Here is a 16,290-nt window from a genome sequence, read left to right as displayed (position 1 = left end):
TCCAGGAAAAGTGTGTAACGATTTTCCGTCCGGAAGTGCGTGGTTTCAAAAGTTGGAGCGTTTCGGTGTTTCAGCGAAGCATTGAAACGCTCTAGTGGAGCCAGCGTGCGGGCACGATGACGATGTCCGGGAACAGGACCAGAAGCAAAAGCACGAGTATCTGGGCCACCAGGAATGGAGTCACGCCGACAATTACCTTCCCAAGCGGAACCCGGCCGACGCCGCTGACGACGTTCAATACGACGCCGACAGGTGGGGTCAGCAGCCCTATGCAGGTATTCATGATGAACAGGACGCCGAAATAGACAGGATCGATTCCGGCCTGCTTGATGATCGGCATGAGCACCGGCGTCAGGATCAGGATCGTGGGCGTAAGGTCGAGTGCGGTGCCCACCACCAACACGACCAGCATGATGACGAACATCAGAAGCGTCGGGCGGTCGATCAGCGGAGAGATGAAGCCGGTGATTTCCGCTGGAATGTTCGCTGCAGTTATCAGCCACGAGGAAACGAGCGCAGCGCAAACGAGGAACATGATCACAGCGGTGGTCTTCGCCGCCTGGAGTATGACACCCGGCAGGTCACGGGGCTTGAGTTCTCGATAAATGACCATGCCGACGAAGAGGGCGTAGACTGCGGCGACCACGGCAGCTTCGGTCGGCGTCACGACGCCGGCCTTGATGCCGCCGAGGATGATGACCGGCATGCCAAGAGCCCAAAGCGCCCGCCCGGTGGCGCGGAGCCGCTCTTTCATCGGCGTGCGTGGAAGCGGCTGGATATCATCCTTGCGAACGACCAGCAGCCACGTGGCGACAAGGGCGATGCCCATGATGAGACCGGGCACGATGCCTGCCATGAAGAGCTGCGTAATCGAGACGTTCGCCGCCACCCCGAACACGATGAAGGCCATAGATGGGGGGATGACGGGGGCGATGACACCACCTGCAGCGATCAGGCCGGCGGACCGGGGAACGTTGTAACCGGCCTTCGCCATCATCGGGATCAGGATTGCCGCAAGTGCCGCGGTGTCGGCTGCCGCCGAACCCGAGATACTTGCCATGATCACGGCCGCCATGATGGCAACGATGCCGAGGCCGCCGCGTATATGACCAACACAGGCGATTGCGAAATCGATGATGCGACGCGACAATCCGCCGGCGTTCATCAATTCACCGGCGAGAATGAAGAACGGGATGGCGAGCAGCGTAAAGGTATCGGCGCCCGCGATCATGTTCTGAGCAATGATCTGGGTATTGAACATGCCCATGTACCACATGAGCATGACGCCACAGAACATCAGTGAGAAGGCAACCGGCACGCCGATTGCCATGGCGCCGAGCAGCGAAACAATGAAGACGACAAGGGTCATTAAGTGCGCTCCGCCAGCTGCTCGAGAGACATGTTTTCACCGGCGAAGGCGGCGATTTCTTCTTCCGTGACGCGCCCCGTCAGCAAGCGGAAAAGGCGCTCGAGCGCGATCAGGACGACGCCCGCTCCGGTGAAGAACCCGATCCCGTATACCCACAGCATCGAAATGCCGGTAACCGGGGCGGCCATCGAGGCGTTGATCGGCGACTGCTTCCAGGTGCCCCAGAAGAAGATCGCGGAAACGGCGATGACGACGATATTGGAAAGGATCATGCAGATGATGCGGCCCTTGCGGCCGAACAGCGAGACCAAGGTCTCGACGCCGACATGGGAATTATCGCGGAAGGTGACGACCGCACCGATGAAGGTGAGCCACACGAAGAAATACCGCGACATCTCGTCCGAGACGTTGATGCCGGAGTTGAAGCCATAGCGCAGCACGACGTTCAGGAACACCATCACGGCCATACCTGCGAGCAGCACGATCAAGAGCAGCTCGAGCAGTTTGTAGAAAGTATCGATCGCTTTTTGCATCTATCCCTCCCGTTTCGCCTACAAGAGCCCGCGTTCGGCAAGATTCTTCATCAGAGCGCCAAGGCCGAAGCTCCATTTCGGGCAGCGGTCGCTATGATCGACCCAATTTACGAGGCGTCCGAGGCGCGGCGTCGATATCTCGACCCGGTCTCCGATTTCATGCGTGAAACCGAGCCCGGTACCTCGACGATCCTTCACTGGCGCAAACATCGTTCCGAGGAAGAAGACCACGCCATCCGGATACTGGTGGTTGTCGTTGAGAAGCTGCGAAACGAGATCTTCTGGACTGCGGCTGATTGCCGACATCGGGCTGACGCCGGTCATCTTGAAACCTTCTTTGCCGTCAACGACGAGCGAGACTTCCGCCTGTTTCACGTCCTCGATCGTGAAAGCACCGTCGAAGAGCCGGATGAACGGGCCGATTGAGCAGGACGCATTATTGTCCTTCGCCTTGCTGAGAAGCAGTGCGGAGCGGCCTTCGAAGTCCCGAAGATTGACGTCGTTGCCGAGCGTCGCACCGACGATCTTGCCCTTCGACGTGACGGCCAGCACCACTTCCGGCTCCGGATTGTTCCAGTCGGACTTGGGATGGATGCCGATATAGGCACCACAACCGACCGAAGACATGGGCTGCGCCTTGGTGAAGATTTCAGCATCGGGACCGATACCCACTTCGAGGTACTGCGACCAAAGGCCGAGCTCCTGGAGCAGTTTCTTGACCTCGGCGGCCTTGTCGGAACCGGCTACGAGTCCTTTGAGATTGTCGCCGAGAACGGGGGCCAGCCGGCCGCGAATTTCCTGCGCGCGCAGCGGATCGCCCTTGGCCTGCTCCTCGATCACGCGCTCCAGCATGCTGTCCGCAAAGGTGACGCCAGCCGCCTTGACGGCCTGCAGATCGGCAGGGGCCAGAAGATCGCCCGCCTCGCCACGGAGGAATGCATCGAGAGAGCCGAGGCTTGCAAAGCGCGACGGGTCGCGCAAAGCGTCGACTAGGCCGTCGATCTCAAGAAGCGCGGAAATCGTTGCCGCGAGCGGGGTCAGGTCGAAGACCTCTCCCTCCGAAATCAGGACCGGGCAAGGTCCGCCGGCGGTTTTGGACCAGACGCGCCCGACGAGCATCGCGCTGGATGCGTCCGCGGGCTGGATAAATTCGGCGCTCAGCGCCTGTTCGAAGCTCACCAGAAATCCTCCACTCATCTCGTACCTCGGAAGGTACGGCCCTATTGTCAGGATGTCTGACAACGAGATGACCTGCTTCTAGTATGACTTTTTGACCATGTCTAGGCCGTCGGTAAGTAAAGTCTGATACGCCACCAGGACCTCCCGGGCTGCGCCAGCCGGCCTGGAGCCGTCAGGACGAGAACCTTTCAATCGTCAGGTCCAGGCGGGCGGCCGCCCCGTTCAGATGATGGCGCATCGCCTCCTCGGCCTTGACCGGATCTCGCGCCGCCACGCCATCCCGGATGGAGACATGTTCGGCAATCGTGACTTCAACGATCTCCTCCAGTATCGCAGCGGCGCGTGCCGCATTGATCGCCAAGCTGATCCGCTCCGCGATGAATCCGATGAAAAGCAGGAAATATTCGTTATGGGTGGCCGCCGCAATCGCGCGATGAAAAGCGAGGTCGGCAACGATCCCCTGCTCCGTCCATTTTTCCGCGCCGGTCATCTGCTGCAACGCCTCGTCGATCTTGCCCAATTCCTCCGGTGTATGATGGATCGCCGCAAGACGAGCCGCCTCCACCTCAAGCGGAATACGGAGCTGAAAGAGATCACGGAAACTTCCCCGATTAGCGAGGTCTCCCTGCTCTATCCGAAGCGATTGCCGACGCTCGATTTCCGTGGCGAAGGCGCCGACGCCCTGGCGGGTTTCCACCAGGCCTTCATTGCGCAATTGAGCTATAGCCTCCCGTACCACCGAGCGGCTGACACCGAAGGTCGTGGCGAGCAGATGCTCAGTCGGCAGTTTCTCTCCGGGTGCGATACGTCCTTCGGTGATCTCCCTGCCGATCTTCGCCGCGATGCGCGCGGGCAAATGCTCGCTCCTGCTGATCTGGCCGAAATCCATTGCCGCCAAGATTGCTCTCCCTTTTAGAATCTCAGTTGACAACCAGGATTCATGATCATCTCGGGGTCAACGGCATGCTTGAGCGCCGTCAACAGCTTTCGGCGGGTCTCCGGCAGCCTGGCGTCGAAATCCGGTCGCTTCAAGCGCCCGATACCGTGCTCGGCGCTGATGCTTCCGGTATAGCGATCGAGCACCTCGTTCACGACCGTCTTGGCCTTGTAGATCAATTGGATCCGCTCCTCGGGCGTACTGCCGGCCGGCGGCAGGACGTTGAGATGCACATTGCCGTCGCCGACATGGCCATAGGAAACGCTGACGGCTCCCGGAAGCGCCTCGGAGACCGCCTTTTCCGCCTCCTCGACGAAAGATGCCAGTTGGGAGAGCGGCACGGAGATATCGGTGCGCATATGGGTCCCGCGCTTCGCCTGGCCTTCGTTCATGCCTTCGCGGATCAGCCAAAGGTTGCGCGCCTGAGTCTGCGAGGCGGCGATCGTTCCGTCGAGGACCAGCCCTTCCTCCATCACACCTTCGAGGAAGCGCTGCATCAGATCGTCGACATCGACGAGGCCGGAACCGGAAATCTCCATCAGCACATAGGCCGGATATTCCGCCGAGATCGGGATCGGCAGATCGGGCATCGCCTCCTGCGCCAGGGTGAAGGCGAGCGGCGGCATGAATTCAAAGGCGGACATCAGATCGCAGCAATCCCGACGGGCCCGGCGATAGAGCTTGATGGCATCTTCCAGGGAGGCGAGCCCGAGCAGCGCCGTGGCTACGTGATCCGGATAGGGCGTCAGCTTGATGGAGACGGCTGTGATGATGCCGAGCGTGCCTTCCGCACCGATGAAGAGCTGCTTCAGGTCGATACCGCGATTGTCCTTTCTCAACGTCGACAGGCCTTCGAGGATGCTGCCGTCCGGGAGAACGACTTCAAGTCCCAGCACCAGTTCGCGGGTCATGCCGTAGCGGAGCACGTTGACGCCGCCGGCATTCGTCGAAACATTCCCCCCGATCTGGCAGCTTCCCTGCGCGCCGAGCGCAAGCGGAAAGAACATGCCCATCTCCGCAATCGCGTCCTTGAGCTCGGACAGGATACAGCCGGACTCGACAACCGCCGAAAAATCGGCCGCATCGATCTTGCGGATGCGGTTCATGCGGGAGAGAGAAAGCACGACCTGCTTCTCCGGAGCATCGGGGATCGCGCCAAGCACGAGGCCGGTATTGCCGCCCTGCGGCACGATCGAAAGCCCAAGCTCCCTGCAGGCTTTCACGGCCGCCGCCACCTGCTCCGTCGAGCGCGGGCGAATCACCGCCACGGTGCCGCTGGTTACGTCGCCATGCCAGTCGCGGCAGTAACGCAGCATTTCCTCCGTTTCGCTCAGCACGATATCTTCACCGAGGATCTGACGTAGCGCCAGGCGCAGTTCCGCAGGGCCCATCGCATCCTCTATCGTCTTTGCGCTCGTCATGCTCCTTGCCCCTCCTCGCCCGTCTCTGCCAAAGCGCCCGCCATGTGCCTGCACGCGACCGAGAATCTTTTGCTCGAACCGCCACTATCCTGTTTTCAATCGGAGCATATAAGGTTATCAGACAACCGTACAAGACAAATTTTCGATCCGCATGAAGACCTGATCGCATGCGGCCTCACTCAAGGAGGAGACATTCATGCATATCCTGATCATCGGCGCTGCCGGCATGGTCGGCCGCAAGCTCACGCAGCGCCTCGTCAAGGACGGTGCTCTCGGCGGAAAGCCGGTGGAGAAACTGACGCTCGTGGACGTTGTGACGCCGGAGAGACCGCAGGGTTTTGCCGGAACGGTCGTTGCACGCGAGGGCGACCTTTCCGCTTCCGGCGAAGCCGAGAAGCTCGTCGAGGGGCGCCCGGATGTCATTTTCCATTTGGCGGCAATCGTTTCGGGTGAAGCCGAGCTCGATTTCGACAAGGGCTACCGGATCAATCTCGACGGCACGCGCTATCTCTTCGATGCGATCCGCCTTGCTCACGATCAGGACGGCTACAAGCCTCGCCTTGTCTTCACCTCGTCGATCGCCGTGGTCGGAGCGCCGCTCCCCTTCCCCATCCCGGACGATTATCATCTTACTCCGCTTACGAGCTACGGCACCCAGAAAGCGATCTGCGAGCTGCTGCTCTCCGACTACAGCCGCCGCGGCTTCTTCGATGGCATCGGCATCCGCTTGCCGACGATCTGCATCCGCCCCGGCAAGCCCAACAAGGCGGCTTCCGGCTTCTTCTCCAATATCCTGCGCGAGCCGCTGGTCGGCCAGGAAGCCGTGCTGCCTGTTTCGGAGGATGTCCGCCACTGGCACACCTCGCCGCGTTCGGCGGTCGGTTTCCTCATCCATGGCGCGACCATCGACCTTGAAAAGGTCGGCCCGCGGCGCAATCTTTCCATGCCGGGTCTCAGTGCAACCGTGGGCGAGCAGATCGAAGCGCTGCGCCGCGTTGCCGGCGAAAAGGCCGTGGAGCTCATCCGCCGCGAACCCGACGAGATGATCATGAAGATGGTCGCTGGCTGGGCGCCGGGCTTCGAGGCCAAACGCGCCACTGAACTTGGGTTCACTGCCGAAAAGAGCTTCGACGAGATCATCCGCGTGCACATCGATGATGAACTGGGAGGCAAGCTGTGAGCGGGAAGACGAAGATTGCGTTTCTCGGCACGGGTTTGATGGGGGCACCGATGGCGCGGCGCCTGCTCGGTGCCGGTTTTCCTGTTACGGTGTGGAACCGTGACGCCGCCAAAACCGAGCCGCTGGCTGCCAATGGTGCTGAAGTCGCTGCCTCGCCGGCCGATGCCGTTGCCGGCGCAGCGGTGGTCTTTACCATGCTGACAAATGGCCAGGCCGTATCCGAGGTCCTGTTCGAGCGCGGCGTCGCCGATGGCCTGGCGGAAGGTACGATCGTCGTGGATTGCAGCTCCATAGCCCCGCAGATCGCCCGCGAACATGCGCGCAGGTTGGCGGAAAAGGGCATCCGTCACCTCGACGCACCGGTGTCAGGCGGTGTGGTAGGCGCGGCCGCCGGTACGCTGGCCATCATGGCCGGCGGCGACGGCGGTGCGGTCGAAAGCCTGAAGGACGTTTTTGCGGTGCTCGGTAGGGTGACGCATGTTGGCCCCAGCGGTGCCGGCCAGGTCTGCAAGCTCGCCAACCAACAGATCGTCGCCGTCACAATCGGCGCGGTGGCCGAAGCCATGATCCTCGTGGAAGCCGGCGGTGCCTCGCGCGCGGCCTTTCGGGACGCGATCCGCGGCGGCTTCGCCGAAAGCCGGATCCTCGAATTGCACGGCGCCCGTATGGTGGAGCGCAACTTCGTGCCGGGCGGCGCTTCGAACAACCAGCTGAAGGACCTGAACGCCGTGATGGCCATGGCGGATGAACTCTCCCTCGAGCTTCCCCTGACCAGGCAAGTGCGGCAGGAATTTGCCGATTTCGTCGAGTCCGGCGGCGGCGAACAAGACCACAGCGGACTGCTTCTGCATCTCGAAAAGCTCAACCAAGGTTAGGTCCCGCCATGACTGACAAACGCCAGCGCCGCCTGCGCTCACAGGACTGGTTCGACAATCCGGACCATATCGATCTGACGGCGCTTTATCTGGAGCGCTTCATGAACTACGGCGTGACGCCGGAGGAATTGCGTTGCGGCAAGCCCATCATCGGCATTGCCCAAAGCGGCAGCGATCTCACCCCCTGCAATCGGGTGCACATGGATCTGGCCAAGCGCGTGCGCGACGGCATCCGCGATGCCGGGGGGATTCCGATCGAGTTCCCGACGCATCCGATTTTCGAAAACTGCAAGCGCCCGACGGCCGCCCTCGATCGCAACCTCGCCTATCTCGGCCTCGTGGAAATTCTCTACGGCTATCCGCTGGATGGCGTGGTGCTGACCACCGGCTGCGACAAGACCACTCCGTCCGCCCTGATGGCGGCCTCGACGGTCGACATCCCGGCGATCGTGCTCTCCGGCGGCCCCATGCTCGACGGCTGGCACGAAGGCGATCTCGTCGGCTCCGGCACGGTGATCTGGCGCATGCGCCGCAAGCTCGCGGCGGGCGAGATCGACCGCGAGGAGTTCATGCAGGCAGCACTCGATTCGGCTCCCTCCGTCGGCCATTGCAACACGATGGGCACGGCTTCGACAATGAACGCGATGGCCGAAGCGCTCGGCATGTCGCTCACCGGCTGCGGCGCTATCCCCGCTGCCTATCGCGAGCGTGGGCAGATGGCCTATCGTACCGGACGCCGCGCCGTGGAACTCGTCTTCGAGGACCTGAAACCCTCTGACATCCTGACCCGGGAAGCCTTTCTCAATGCCATCCGCGTCAACTCGGCGATCGGCGGATCGACCAATGCCCAGCCACATCTTGCGGCCATGGCGAAGCATGCCGGCGTCGAGCTTTATCCGGACGACTGGCAGGTACATGGCTTCGATATCCCGCTGCTCGCCAACATCCAGCCGGCGGGTGCCTATCTCGGCGAACGCTATCACCGCGCCGGCGGCACACCTGCCATCATGTGGGAGCTCCTGAAGGCTGGAAAGCTCGACGGCGACTGTGGCACCGTCACGGGAAAAACCATGGCCGAGAACCTCGTTGGGCGCGAATCCACGGACCGAGAGGTTATTCGCCCCTTCAACCAGCCCCTCAAGGAAAAGGCAGGCTTCCTGGTCTTGAAGGGCAATCTCTTCGACTTCGCCATCATGAAGATGAGTGTCGTCTCCGACGATTTCAGGAAGCGCTACCTTCAGGAGCCGGGCCGCGAGGGCGTTTTCGAGGGCAAGGCCGTGGTCTTCGATGGCTCGGAGGACTACCACAAGCGCATCAACGACCCTGAACTCGAGATCGATGAGAACACCATCCTTGTGATCCGCGGCGCCGGCCCCCTCGGCTGGCCAGGGTCGGCGGAAGTCGTGAACATGCAGCCGCCGGATCACCTCTTGAAACGCGGCATCAGGAGCCTGCCCACCATCGGTGACGGACGTCAATCCGGCACGGCCGACAGTCCCTCCATCTTGAACGCCTCGCCGGAGAGTGCGGCCGGCGGCGGTCTCGCCTGGCTGCGGAGCGGTGATGTGATCCGCATCGACTTCAACCTTGGGCGCTGCGACATGCTGGTTTCCGACGAAGATATCGAAAGACGCAAGGCGGACGGCATTCCCGCCGTGCCGGCCGATGCGACGCCCTGGCAGCGTATCTACCGCAAGTCCGTCACCCAGCTTTCCGACGGCGCGGTGCTCGAAGGCGCAGCAGACTTCCGGCAGATCGCCAAGAATATGCCCCGCCACAATCACTAGAGCACTTCCAGGAAAAGTGTGTAACGGTTTTCCGTCCGGAAGTGCGTTGGATCAATGCTCTAGCGCAATTCCCAGGAAGCGTTCGTAGCTTCTAAATCCCTGATGATGGAAGGGCGGCTCCGGCCGCCCTTTTCTATTCAGCGGATAGCTCGAAGCCAGAAGTCGGCCCGGGCATGAAAGTGCGTCGGCGCGGAAATCATCGTGCACCGCCTAGAAACCCGTCATTTATTTAGTCCGCCACGCCCTTCGAATCATAAGGGCTTGAAACGGCTTCGACACCAGAGCGGCCGTCGCCGCTCCACGCGCGAGTTGCACCCTCTCGGCGATTTTCGCGTCGCCGGGATCGTCTGCCTCGGAAACGCGTTCCCCCTCCTGAACGTTTGAGCGCCAAGTATATATTCTCTTGAATGAAAGGAATTCGGCATGAGCCGTCTCGTCATTGTTTCCAATCGCGTACCCGTTCCTGACAAGGGCGGCATTACGCCTGCCGGTGGGCTGGCGGTCGCGCTGAAAGTCGCCCTTGAAGAGCATGGCGGCATCTGGATGGGCTGGTCGGGACAATCAAGCGGAGAGCACGAGCCGCAGCCGCTTGCTCAGTTGCAGCAAGGCAATATCACCTATGCGCTTACCGACCTGACCGATACCGACGTAGGAGAATACTACCACGGCTTCGCCAACCGGGTCCTTTGGCCGATCTGCCACTACCGGCTTGATCTTGCCGAATACGGTCGCAAGGAGATGGCCGGGTATTTCCGCGTCAACCGCTTCTTCGCCCATCGGCTGGCGCCGCTCGTCAGGCCCGATGACGTGATCTGGGTGCATGACTACCACTTGATCCCTCTCGCCGCGGAACTGCGCCAAATGGGTTTGAAGAATCGGATCGGCTTCTTTCTCCACATTCCCTGGCCGCCTGCCGACGTGCTCTTCACGATGCCGGTTCACGAGGAGATCATGCGCGGCCTGTCGCACTACGATGTCGTTGGGTTCCAGACCGATCATGATCTTGAAAACTTCGCCGGCTGCCTCCGGCGGGAAGGCATCGGCGATGAACTTGGTGGAGGCCGTTTCAGCGCTTATGGCCGCGTGTTTAAGGGCGGCATTTATGCAATCGGCATCGAGACTGCGGCCTTTGCCGAATTCGCCAAAAAGGCATTGTCCAACAAGACCGTCAGGAAAGCGCGTGAAAGCATCGAGCACCGCAGCCTGATCATCGGTGTCGATCGCCTCGATTATTCAAAAGGGATCACGCAGCGCATCGATGCGTTCGAGCGCTTCATTCTGGCCAATCCGGCCCAGCAGGGGCGTGTCACCTATCTGCAGATCACGCCGAAGTCGCGCTCCGAAGTGCCGGAATACGAAGCCATGCAGCGCACCGTGGCCGAACAGGCCGGCAGGGTGAACGGCGCGCTCGGCGCAGTCGATTGGGTGCCGATACGCTATATCAACCGTTCCGTGGGCCGGCATATTCTTGCAGGGCTTTACCGGCTTGGCAAAGTCGGCCTCGTGACGCCGCTTCGAGACGGGATGAACTTGGTTGCAAAGGAATATGTGGCCGCGCAGGACCCGGACGATCCAGGCGTGCTCGTGCTTTCGCGTTTCGCCGGAGCCGCCCGCGATCTGAGAGGTGCCCTGCTCGTCAACCCCTACGACATTGAGGGTACCGCAAACGCTATGGCGCGCGCACTCAGCATGCCGCTGGAAGAGCGGAAGGATCGCTGGAAGACGATGATGGATCACTTGCTGGAACACGACGTTTCGCGCTGGTGCCGGGATTTTCTCAATGATCTGACGACATCACCGGATCCGTCGGGTTAGATCGCTGCTCTCTACATCTTTGGACCTTCAAAAAAGCGGTACGCCTGTGCACCATTACCGGCTGCCTGCCAGATCATGCGGCACTGGGACCTGGATCATCATCATGTGGAATGGCCGCTTTCCGGGGCCGCGGCCGGAAATTGACCACTTGCGGAACGTGGTCGATCAGTCGCACGGGTTCGGTGCTCGTCTGTTTCAGGCGAGCCTCTGACTCGGTTTGAAAGACGATGCGCTCGACGGCGAGGGTTTCAGGCCAGCCGTCCTCTCCGAGGATTTCGGTCCTCTCGCCGACGGCCAGCCCAAGCAGCGCCAAACCGCGCACCGTCCGAACGGAGATGGCGGAATTGGCACAATTATCCGCTGCGTTGCGGACCAGCAAATGTGGTCCGGCGCGCACGCCGTTGACGGTGTAGGTCACCTGCGTGTCCAGCGTGACGATATTCTCAGGTATGTCTTCGCGGAAAAACACGCTGGCATAGTTCAACTTCTCGCGCAGTAGAATCGTGAACGATTCCGTGTGGCCGGTTTCGTCCAGCATAGACATCAGGATGTTGAGGTCTCCTGCAGTCAGTAGGCAGAAAGCTTCTCTCGACATGTGCATCTCTCCAGCTTCCGTCGGGTCATGGACCTGCCCTCCCGAGCAAGTATGGGGCACGAATGGCCGCAAGCATCGCAGCCGGCCTTTGTTCGTGCTGACGAGACAGGAACTCCCTGCGCCGACCGCGAGCGGTTCGGCACAGGGCTATGAGCCTGCGGTGAGGCGACCTCCTCTGGGTTTCCGCTTTCTGCTATCGAGCAAATGCATGGGGTCCTCGGCGGAGAGTGTCTGGGTGTCGGCGAAGCCTCAAAGGGCCAGTTCGTCCTTCACGTCGTCCTCGACCCGAACGACCGCCAGATGGTTTCTCTGCCCATCTCGAGAGAACCACTCGACCGCCTGTCCGGATCGGAGACCCAGGAGCGCCACTCCCACCGGCGTGAGGACAGAAATCCTTCCCTTCTCGGCATCGACGTCATCGGGGTAGACGAGAGAGAAGGTCCGGCGGGGGCCGTCCTCGCCCTCGCAAGTGACGATAGACCCTATTTTGACGACGTCGGGCGGCATCTGGTCGTCTGGAAGAACGCAAGGGCGCTCCAGCTTTTCGATCAATTCAGCGGCGATGTCGAAGTCCCTCGACAAGGCCTGATAGGCCAGGCGGCTGAGCAGACGGTAGTCCGTCGCTCCAATGAACGGCAGGGGCAGATTCGACGAGACCATGATGCTGGACATCTGTTCGCAATACCTCCGGAACAGGCACGGGATTTCCGCGCGCATGCAGTTGAAATATTCGGGAAGATTGTCGCGCATGTCAGCGAGAATTTTGTGCTGAACGCGTTCACCCAGGATCCGGCGGGCGACGAGGCCGGACCCGGGTTACGATCCTGCGATCAGGCGGATCCCCAGAGCGTTAAGCGGATATATGTTGCGGTTGGTCAACATGGCTGCATGATCGCCCGCGGTATCGGGGAAGTCAAGCCGCCGGGGTCAGTGCCGCAAATGCGAAAGCACCCGCGGCACGCATCTCAAACGGCCTTCACCGCCCCCTGAGCGCTCAGACCACACCGAGGGCATCCTCGCCTCGGCGACCCTCACGAGCCCGCTCTGTTGGCTCCGGGAACATAGTCTCCCGGGGGCCCACATCTCGAAAGCGGAGGTGGAAACTCCCCCTGCATTCGCGGCCTTCCCAGGGGCGAACAGTACACCCGCCTCCTAGAGGACGTCATCGCCTGAAGATGTGAATCGCGCCGCCGGCGTCGTCGGATACGAGGATGGACCCGTCGGGCGCCTCCTTGACGTCCACCGGACGACCGACGTTTCGGAGGAAAGTGGTCGCCGAGACCGGGCGGCCGCCACGGAAGCGAACTCGCACGACCTGATAGCCGACCGGTACCGACCTGTTCCAACTGCCGTGCTGGGCCACCAGAGCATCACCGCCCAGGCTGCGGAAGAAATGAATCCCAAGCGCTGCGACATGCGCCTGAAAATTGAAGACAGGGCGAATTTGGCGCGCGGGCGGCGTCGCGTCTTCGAACCCTGTGAGCGGCACCTCGCCCCCGAAATAGGGGAAGCCGTAAAAGCCGCCCGGCCGGAGCGCGTTCAACTCGTCGGGCGGGACATCGTCTCCCATCCTGTCGGCGCCGTTGTCCGTAAAGAACATTCTGCCGCCGCGCCAGTCGAAGCCGACCGAGTTGCGCACACCCCAAGCCACTCTGCGAAGGTCGGACCCGTCCTGGTTCATGCTGACGATCGTGCCCTGCAACCCGCGGGGAACGCAAATGTTGCAGGGTGATCCCAATGAGACATAAAGCCGGGAATCCGGGCCGACGGCGATATAACGAAAACTATGGGCCCCCGAATTCGGCAGGTCTTGCCGGAGGTCGCGTCTGCCGCTCAAAGTACCGCCGCGGCCGATTTCGAACGCTGTTATGCTGCTTCTTGAAGCCACGAACAGTCGACCGCGTGAGCAGGCGACGCCGTTTGCATTGGAAAATCCTGAGGCGGCCCGCCGGGCGCGGCCGCCGGGCAAGGACACGGCATAAACCGAGGAGCCCTTGGTTCCGACGAACAATGTGTCGCCGCAAACCGCCATCTCGCGTGCGGCCGGCACGCGGGCGAGCAGTTCCCCCCGCGCCGCATAGAGGGGCACGCCGAAGGCGAGCGCCACGACCGAGACGAGCGCGAGAAAACCGGCCTTCGGGAATGAGGCGCCCATCGCTACCCCTCCGAGTGCACGCTGAATTGCGTTGGAGCAGATTTGGAGCGGCGTAGTCCTGTTTCAAGCCGGCGCCCGAGCCTCACGGCGAAGTGATCTCCTCTATCCGTTATGAAAGGCGAATGGCAAGTCAGCTCGGTGGTAGGAGGCGTCTGGAGCGCTGACGGGACCTTCATGCGCCGCGTCGGGGAATATCATTCCGGCAACTTGCTCGGCAGCCAGACCCACGCCACCATCCCGACTGCGAGCGTCAGGAGACCGCCCGTGCCGATCGCGACATGCATGCCGGTGAGGAACGCTTCTTGTGCCTGAATCAGGCTTTGATGTGCAAGTCCGGGCTGATCGAGCGTTTCGTCGAGCGTCCCTGCTACACCGGGGCCGAATAGCCGGAAGTTTAGCGTGGCCAACGATCCGAGCACGGAAATGCCGAGTGCGTTGCCCAGTTCGTTGCTGGTCTCTGCTATTGAACCCGCCGCACCCGCCCGGTTCGCAGGAACCGCCGAAACCGCGATATCGGCTACGAGGCTGAAGGACAGTCCATATCCGACGCCGGCGATCATGGTCGAGGCGATGAAGACCGCAATGCCTGTCTCGGTCGTCGTGAACAGCAGCAGGAAGACGCCGGCGCTGATCAGCAGATGCGTTGCCACGAGTGCGGTCTTCCGACCGATCCGTTCCACGATGCGGGCAGTGGCCACGCAAGTTGCCGTCAGCACGATTGCACCCGGCAGTGTCAACAGCGCGGCGGTGAAGACATCGATGCCCAGCACCGATTGCAGGTAGACGCCCGACAGATAGCCGGCAGCAGACCATACGACCAGCGACAGAAGGCCGGTCAGAATAGCGATAGAGAAGATGCGTTCGCGGAAAAGACCGAGGTCGAGCAGCGGATATTCGAGTCTCGTCTGTCTGCGGACGAATAGCGCCAGCGCCGATATGCCGGTGGCTCCGGCGACGATTTGTGTTGGGGTGAAGCCATAGGCGGCCGCATTCTTGAGCGAATAGGTGAACAGCAGGATGCCGGCAAAGGACAGCACGAGGCTCGCCAGGTCGATGCTGCCGCCGACGGTAGAGCGCACCTCCCGCAACAGGATCGGTGCGCCGATCATGAAGCCGATGACGACGGGGACATTGATGAGAAACACGGCGCCCCATTCGAACTGCCGCAGCAGCATGCCGCCAATGAGCGGCCCGATCGCAAAACCGGCTGCGAAAGTGGCCGCAAAGATGCCGATAGCCTGAGCGCGCAGTCGCGGATCGGGGAACAAGGCGCTGACGATGGCCAGGCCGGAAGGCAGCAATGTTGCGCCACCCAGCCCCATCAGGGCACGTGAGGCGATCAGCTGCTCGGGCGTTTGCGAATAGGCCGCGCCGAGCGACCCTGCGCCAAAGACCGCCGCGCCGGTCATGATGAGTTTTAGTCGGCCGTAGCGGTCGCCGATATTTCCGAAAACGATCAGCAGGGATCCGACCACGAAACCGTAAATATCCAGGATCCAGAGCGCCTGATCAGCGGTCGGCATGAGGGCCGAATTGACATGCGGCATAGCGAGATAAAGGATCGACCCGTCCATGGCCACAAGCAGGACCAGGGGTAAAATGGCGACGAGGCCCAGCCATGCGGTTCGATCGACGGAGCGTGGAAGTGAAGTATCGGTCATGGATACAAATCCTCTGCGAACGGCATGCCAAGGCGTGCCGTTTCGGCCGACCGCGGGAAGGCCGGCGGATGGTTGCGATTGAAGGATAGCTACTATATACTTCAGGTAAGTTACTTTTGGTACATAGCGATGTCAAGCAGGTCTAGAAAGATGCAGCCTCCCGCCAAGCGTGTCCGTCTCAGTCGCGAGCAGCGGCGGCGCCAGCTGCTTGACGTGGCGTGGCAGCTTGTGCGGGAAGAAGGATCGGATGCCCTGACGCTGCCGAGGCTCTCGCAAGGAGCTGCTGTCGCCAAGCCGGTGGTCTATGACCATTTCGGCACGCGCAATGGGCTGCTGATAGACCTCTATCGGGATTTTGACGCGCGGCAGACGGAGATGATCGACGCCGCACTCGAGGCGAGCGGCCCGACCCTCGAAGATCGAGCCAGGGTCATCGCAACCTCATACGTCGACTGTGTGCTCGCGCAGGGCCGGGAAATGCCCGGCGTGCTCGCAGCCCTTGCGGGCTCCCCCGAGTTGGAGATGGTAAAGAGAGACTATCAACTGGCTTTCATCGAGAAGTGCCGAAGGGCACTGGCGGCTTTCGTGGGGCGGCGAGGCATCGAACCGGCGGGCTTCTGGGCCATGCTCGGCGCTGCTAACGCCCTGTCGGATGCCGCCTTAACGGGAGAGATCACGGCTGAGCAGGCGCAAGATGAGCTTTTCGAGACCATTGTCGCGATGATCGACAGAAGTCATCGTTGTGGGACCGCATCGGCAACGTGTTGAACACTCACATCTACA

At 61.5% G+C, this 16,290-nt stretch carries 14 protein-coding genes and 1 pseudogene; 5 read left to right on the top strand and 10 right to left on the bottom strand.

All coding sequences use genetic code 11. From position 1 onward, the window contains the following. Positions 1-91: 91 nt before the first annotated feature. The 5 genes from M1D34_RS26335 to M1D34_RS26315 all read right to left on the bottom strand — a co-directional run bounded on the left by M1D34_RS26335 (position 92) and on the right by M1D34_RS26315 (position 5,439). Complete coding sequence (locus tag M1D34_RS26335; RefSeq protein ID WP_027992490.1) at positions 92-1,369, bottom strand: TRAP transporter large permease; 1,278 nt, start codon at positions 1,367-1,369, stop codon at positions 92-94. Beyond that, positions 1,369-1,902, bottom strand: a complete 534-nt coding sequence (locus M1D34_RS26330) for a TRAP transporter small permease (RefSeq protein WP_498785494.1) — start codon at positions 1,900-1,902, stop codon at positions 1,369-1,371. The genes M1D34_RS26335 and M1D34_RS26330 overlap by 1 nt, the downstream gene beginning before the upstream one ends. An 18-nt stretch (positions 1,903-1,920) precedes the next feature. Continuing rightward, positions 1,921-3,099 carry a fumarylacetoacetate hydrolase family protein gene (locus tag M1D34_RS26325; protein WP_498785492.1) on the bottom strand — a complete coding sequence of 393 codons (1,179 nt, stop codon included), beginning with the start codon at positions 3,097-3,099 and terminating at the stop codon, positions 1,921-1,923. A gap of 154 nt (positions 3,100-3,253) precedes the next feature. After that, positions 3,254-3,979 carry a FadR/GntR family transcriptional regulator gene (locus tag M1D34_RS26320; RefSeq protein WP_498785490.1) on the bottom strand — a complete coding sequence of 242 codons (726 nt, stop codon included), beginning with the start codon at positions 3,977-3,979 and terminating at the stop codon, positions 3,254-3,256. A 14-nt stretch (positions 3,980-3,993) separates the two neighbouring features. Continuing rightward, complete coding sequence (locus M1D34_RS26315; protein ID WP_498785488.1) at positions 3,994-5,439, bottom strand: FAD-binding oxidoreductase; 1,446 nt, start codon at positions 5,437-5,439, stop codon at positions 3,994-3,996. 196 nt (positions 5,440-5,635) lie between these two features. Between M1D34_RS26315 and denD the strand changes: the two genes are divergently transcribed. The 4 genes from denD (at position 5,636) to otsA (ending at position 11,096) form a co-directional block, all read left to right on the top strand. Next, entirely contained in the window at positions 5,636-6,619 is a 984-nt protein-coding gene (gene denD, locus M1D34_RS26310; protein ID WP_498785486.1) for a D-erythronate dehydrogenase, read from the top strand. Next, on the top strand, positions 6,616-7,494 hold the full coding sequence (locus M1D34_RS26305; RefSeq protein WP_498785484.1) for an NAD(P)-dependent oxidoreductase: 879 nt from the start codon (positions 6,616-6,618) through the stop codon (positions 7,492-7,494). Before denD ends, M1D34_RS26305 begins: the two co-directional genes overlap by 4 nt. A gap of 8 nt (positions 7,495-7,502) precedes the next feature. Continuing rightward, a complete protein-coding gene (locus M1D34_RS26300; protein WP_498785482.1) occupies positions 7,503-9,281 on the top strand; it encodes an IlvD/Edd family dehydratase in 1,779 nt (592 codons plus the stop codon). A 423-nt stretch (positions 9,282-9,704) separates the two neighbouring features. Continuing rightward, positions 9,705-11,096 carry an alpha,alpha-trehalose-phosphate synthase (UDP-forming) gene (gene otsA, locus M1D34_RS26295; protein ID WP_498785480.1) on the top strand — a complete coding sequence of 464 codons (1,392 nt, stop codon included), beginning with the start codon at positions 9,705-9,707 and terminating at the stop codon, positions 11,094-11,096. A 73-nt stretch (positions 11,097-11,169) separates the two neighbouring features. On the opposite strand, the gene M1D34_RS26290 is transcribed toward otsA, so the two are convergent. From M1D34_RS26290 to M1D34_RS26270, 5 genes and pseudogenes are all read right to left on the bottom strand, one after another. Continuing rightward, a complete protein-coding gene (locus tag M1D34_RS26290) occupies positions 11,170-11,691 on the bottom strand; it encodes a GreA/GreB family elongation factor (protein WP_498785478.1) in 522 nt (173 codons plus the stop codon). Between the two features lie 249 nt (positions 11,692-11,940). Then, positions 11,941-12,363 carry a nucleoside diphosphate kinase regulator gene (gene rnk / locus M1D34_RS26285; RefSeq protein ID WP_498785476.1) on the bottom strand — a complete coding sequence of 141 codons (423 nt, stop codon included), beginning with the start codon at positions 12,361-12,363 and terminating at the stop codon, positions 11,941-11,943. A gap of 407 nt (positions 12,364-12,770) precedes the next feature. Then, positions 12,771-12,843: pseudogene (locus tag M1D34_RS26280) on the bottom strand (hypothetical protein); the annotation flags it as partial. A gap of 10 nt (positions 12,844-12,853) precedes the next feature. After that, positions 12,854-13,846 (bottom strand): PQQ-dependent sugar dehydrogenase, encoded by a 993-nt coding sequence (locus M1D34_RS26275; RefSeq protein WP_498785475.1) that lies wholly within the window; start codon positions 13,844-13,846, stop codon positions 12,854-12,856. A gap of 194 nt (positions 13,847-14,040) precedes the next feature. After that, entirely contained in the window at positions 14,041-15,507 is a 1,467-nt protein-coding gene (locus M1D34_RS26270; RefSeq protein ID WP_498785473.1) for an MFS transporter, read from the bottom strand. 129 nt (positions 15,508-15,636) lie between these two features. Between M1D34_RS26270 and M1D34_RS26265 the strand changes: the two genes are divergently transcribed. Further along, a complete protein-coding gene (locus M1D34_RS26265; protein ID WP_498786229.1) occupies positions 15,637-16,275 on the top strand; it encodes a TetR/AcrR family transcriptional regulator in 639 nt (212 codons plus the stop codon). Positions 16,276-16,290: the final 15 nt, after the last annotated feature.

The organism is Ensifer sp. D2-11 (assembly GCF_054161295.1).
Note: the sequence above shows the minus strand (reverse complement) of the source record. Positions and strands in the feature narration are given on the sequence as shown.

Excerpts from the sequence above, each read along its gene's own strand:
- M1D34_RS26335 (WP_027992490.1), bottom strand. The coding sequence starts at position 1,369 with ATGACCCTTGTCGTCTTCATTGTTTCGCTGCTCGGCGCCATGGCAATC.
- M1D34_RS26330 (WP_498785494.1), bottom strand. The coding sequence starts at position 1,902 with ATGCAAAAAGCGATCGATACTTTCTACAAACTGCTCGAGCTGCTCTTG.
- M1D34_RS26325 (WP_498785492.1), bottom strand. The coding sequence starts at position 3,099 with ATGAGTGGAGGATTTCTGGTGAGCTTCGAACAGGCGCTGAGCGCCGAA.
- M1D34_RS26315 (WP_498785488.1), bottom strand. The coding sequence starts at position 5,439 with ATGACGAGCGCAAAGACGATAGAGGATGCGATGGGCCCTGCGGAACTG.
- denD (WP_498785486.1), top strand. The coding sequence starts at position 5,636 with ATGCATATCCTGATCATCGGCGCTGCCGGCATGGTCGGCCGCAAGCTC.
- M1D34_RS26300 (WP_498785482.1), top strand. The coding sequence starts at position 7,503 with ATGACTGACAAACGCCAGCGCCGCCTGCGCTCACAGGACTGGTTCGAC.
- otsA (WP_498785480.1), top strand. The coding sequence starts at position 9,705 with ATGAGCCGTCTCGTCATTGTTTCCAATCGCGTACCCGTTCCTGACAAG.
- M1D34_RS26290 (WP_498785478.1), bottom strand. The coding sequence starts at position 11,691 with ATGTCGAGAGAAGCTTTCTGCCTACTGACTGCAGGAGACCTCAACATC.
- rnk (WP_498785476.1), bottom strand. The coding sequence starts at position 12,363 with ATGTCCAGCATCATGGTCTCGTCGAATCTGCCCCTGCCGTTCATTGGA.
- M1D34_RS26275 (WP_498785475.1), bottom strand. The coding sequence starts at position 13,846 with ATGGGCGCCTCATTCCCGAAGGCCGGTTTTCTCGCGCTCGTCTCGGTC.
- M1D34_RS26270 (WP_498785473.1), bottom strand. The coding sequence starts at position 15,507 with ATGACCGATACTTCACTTCCACGCTCCGTCGATCGAACCGCATGGCTG.
- M1D34_RS26265 (WP_498786229.1), top strand. The coding sequence starts at position 15,637 with ATGTCAAGCAGGTCTAGAAAGATGCAGCCTCCCGCCAAGCGTGTCCGT.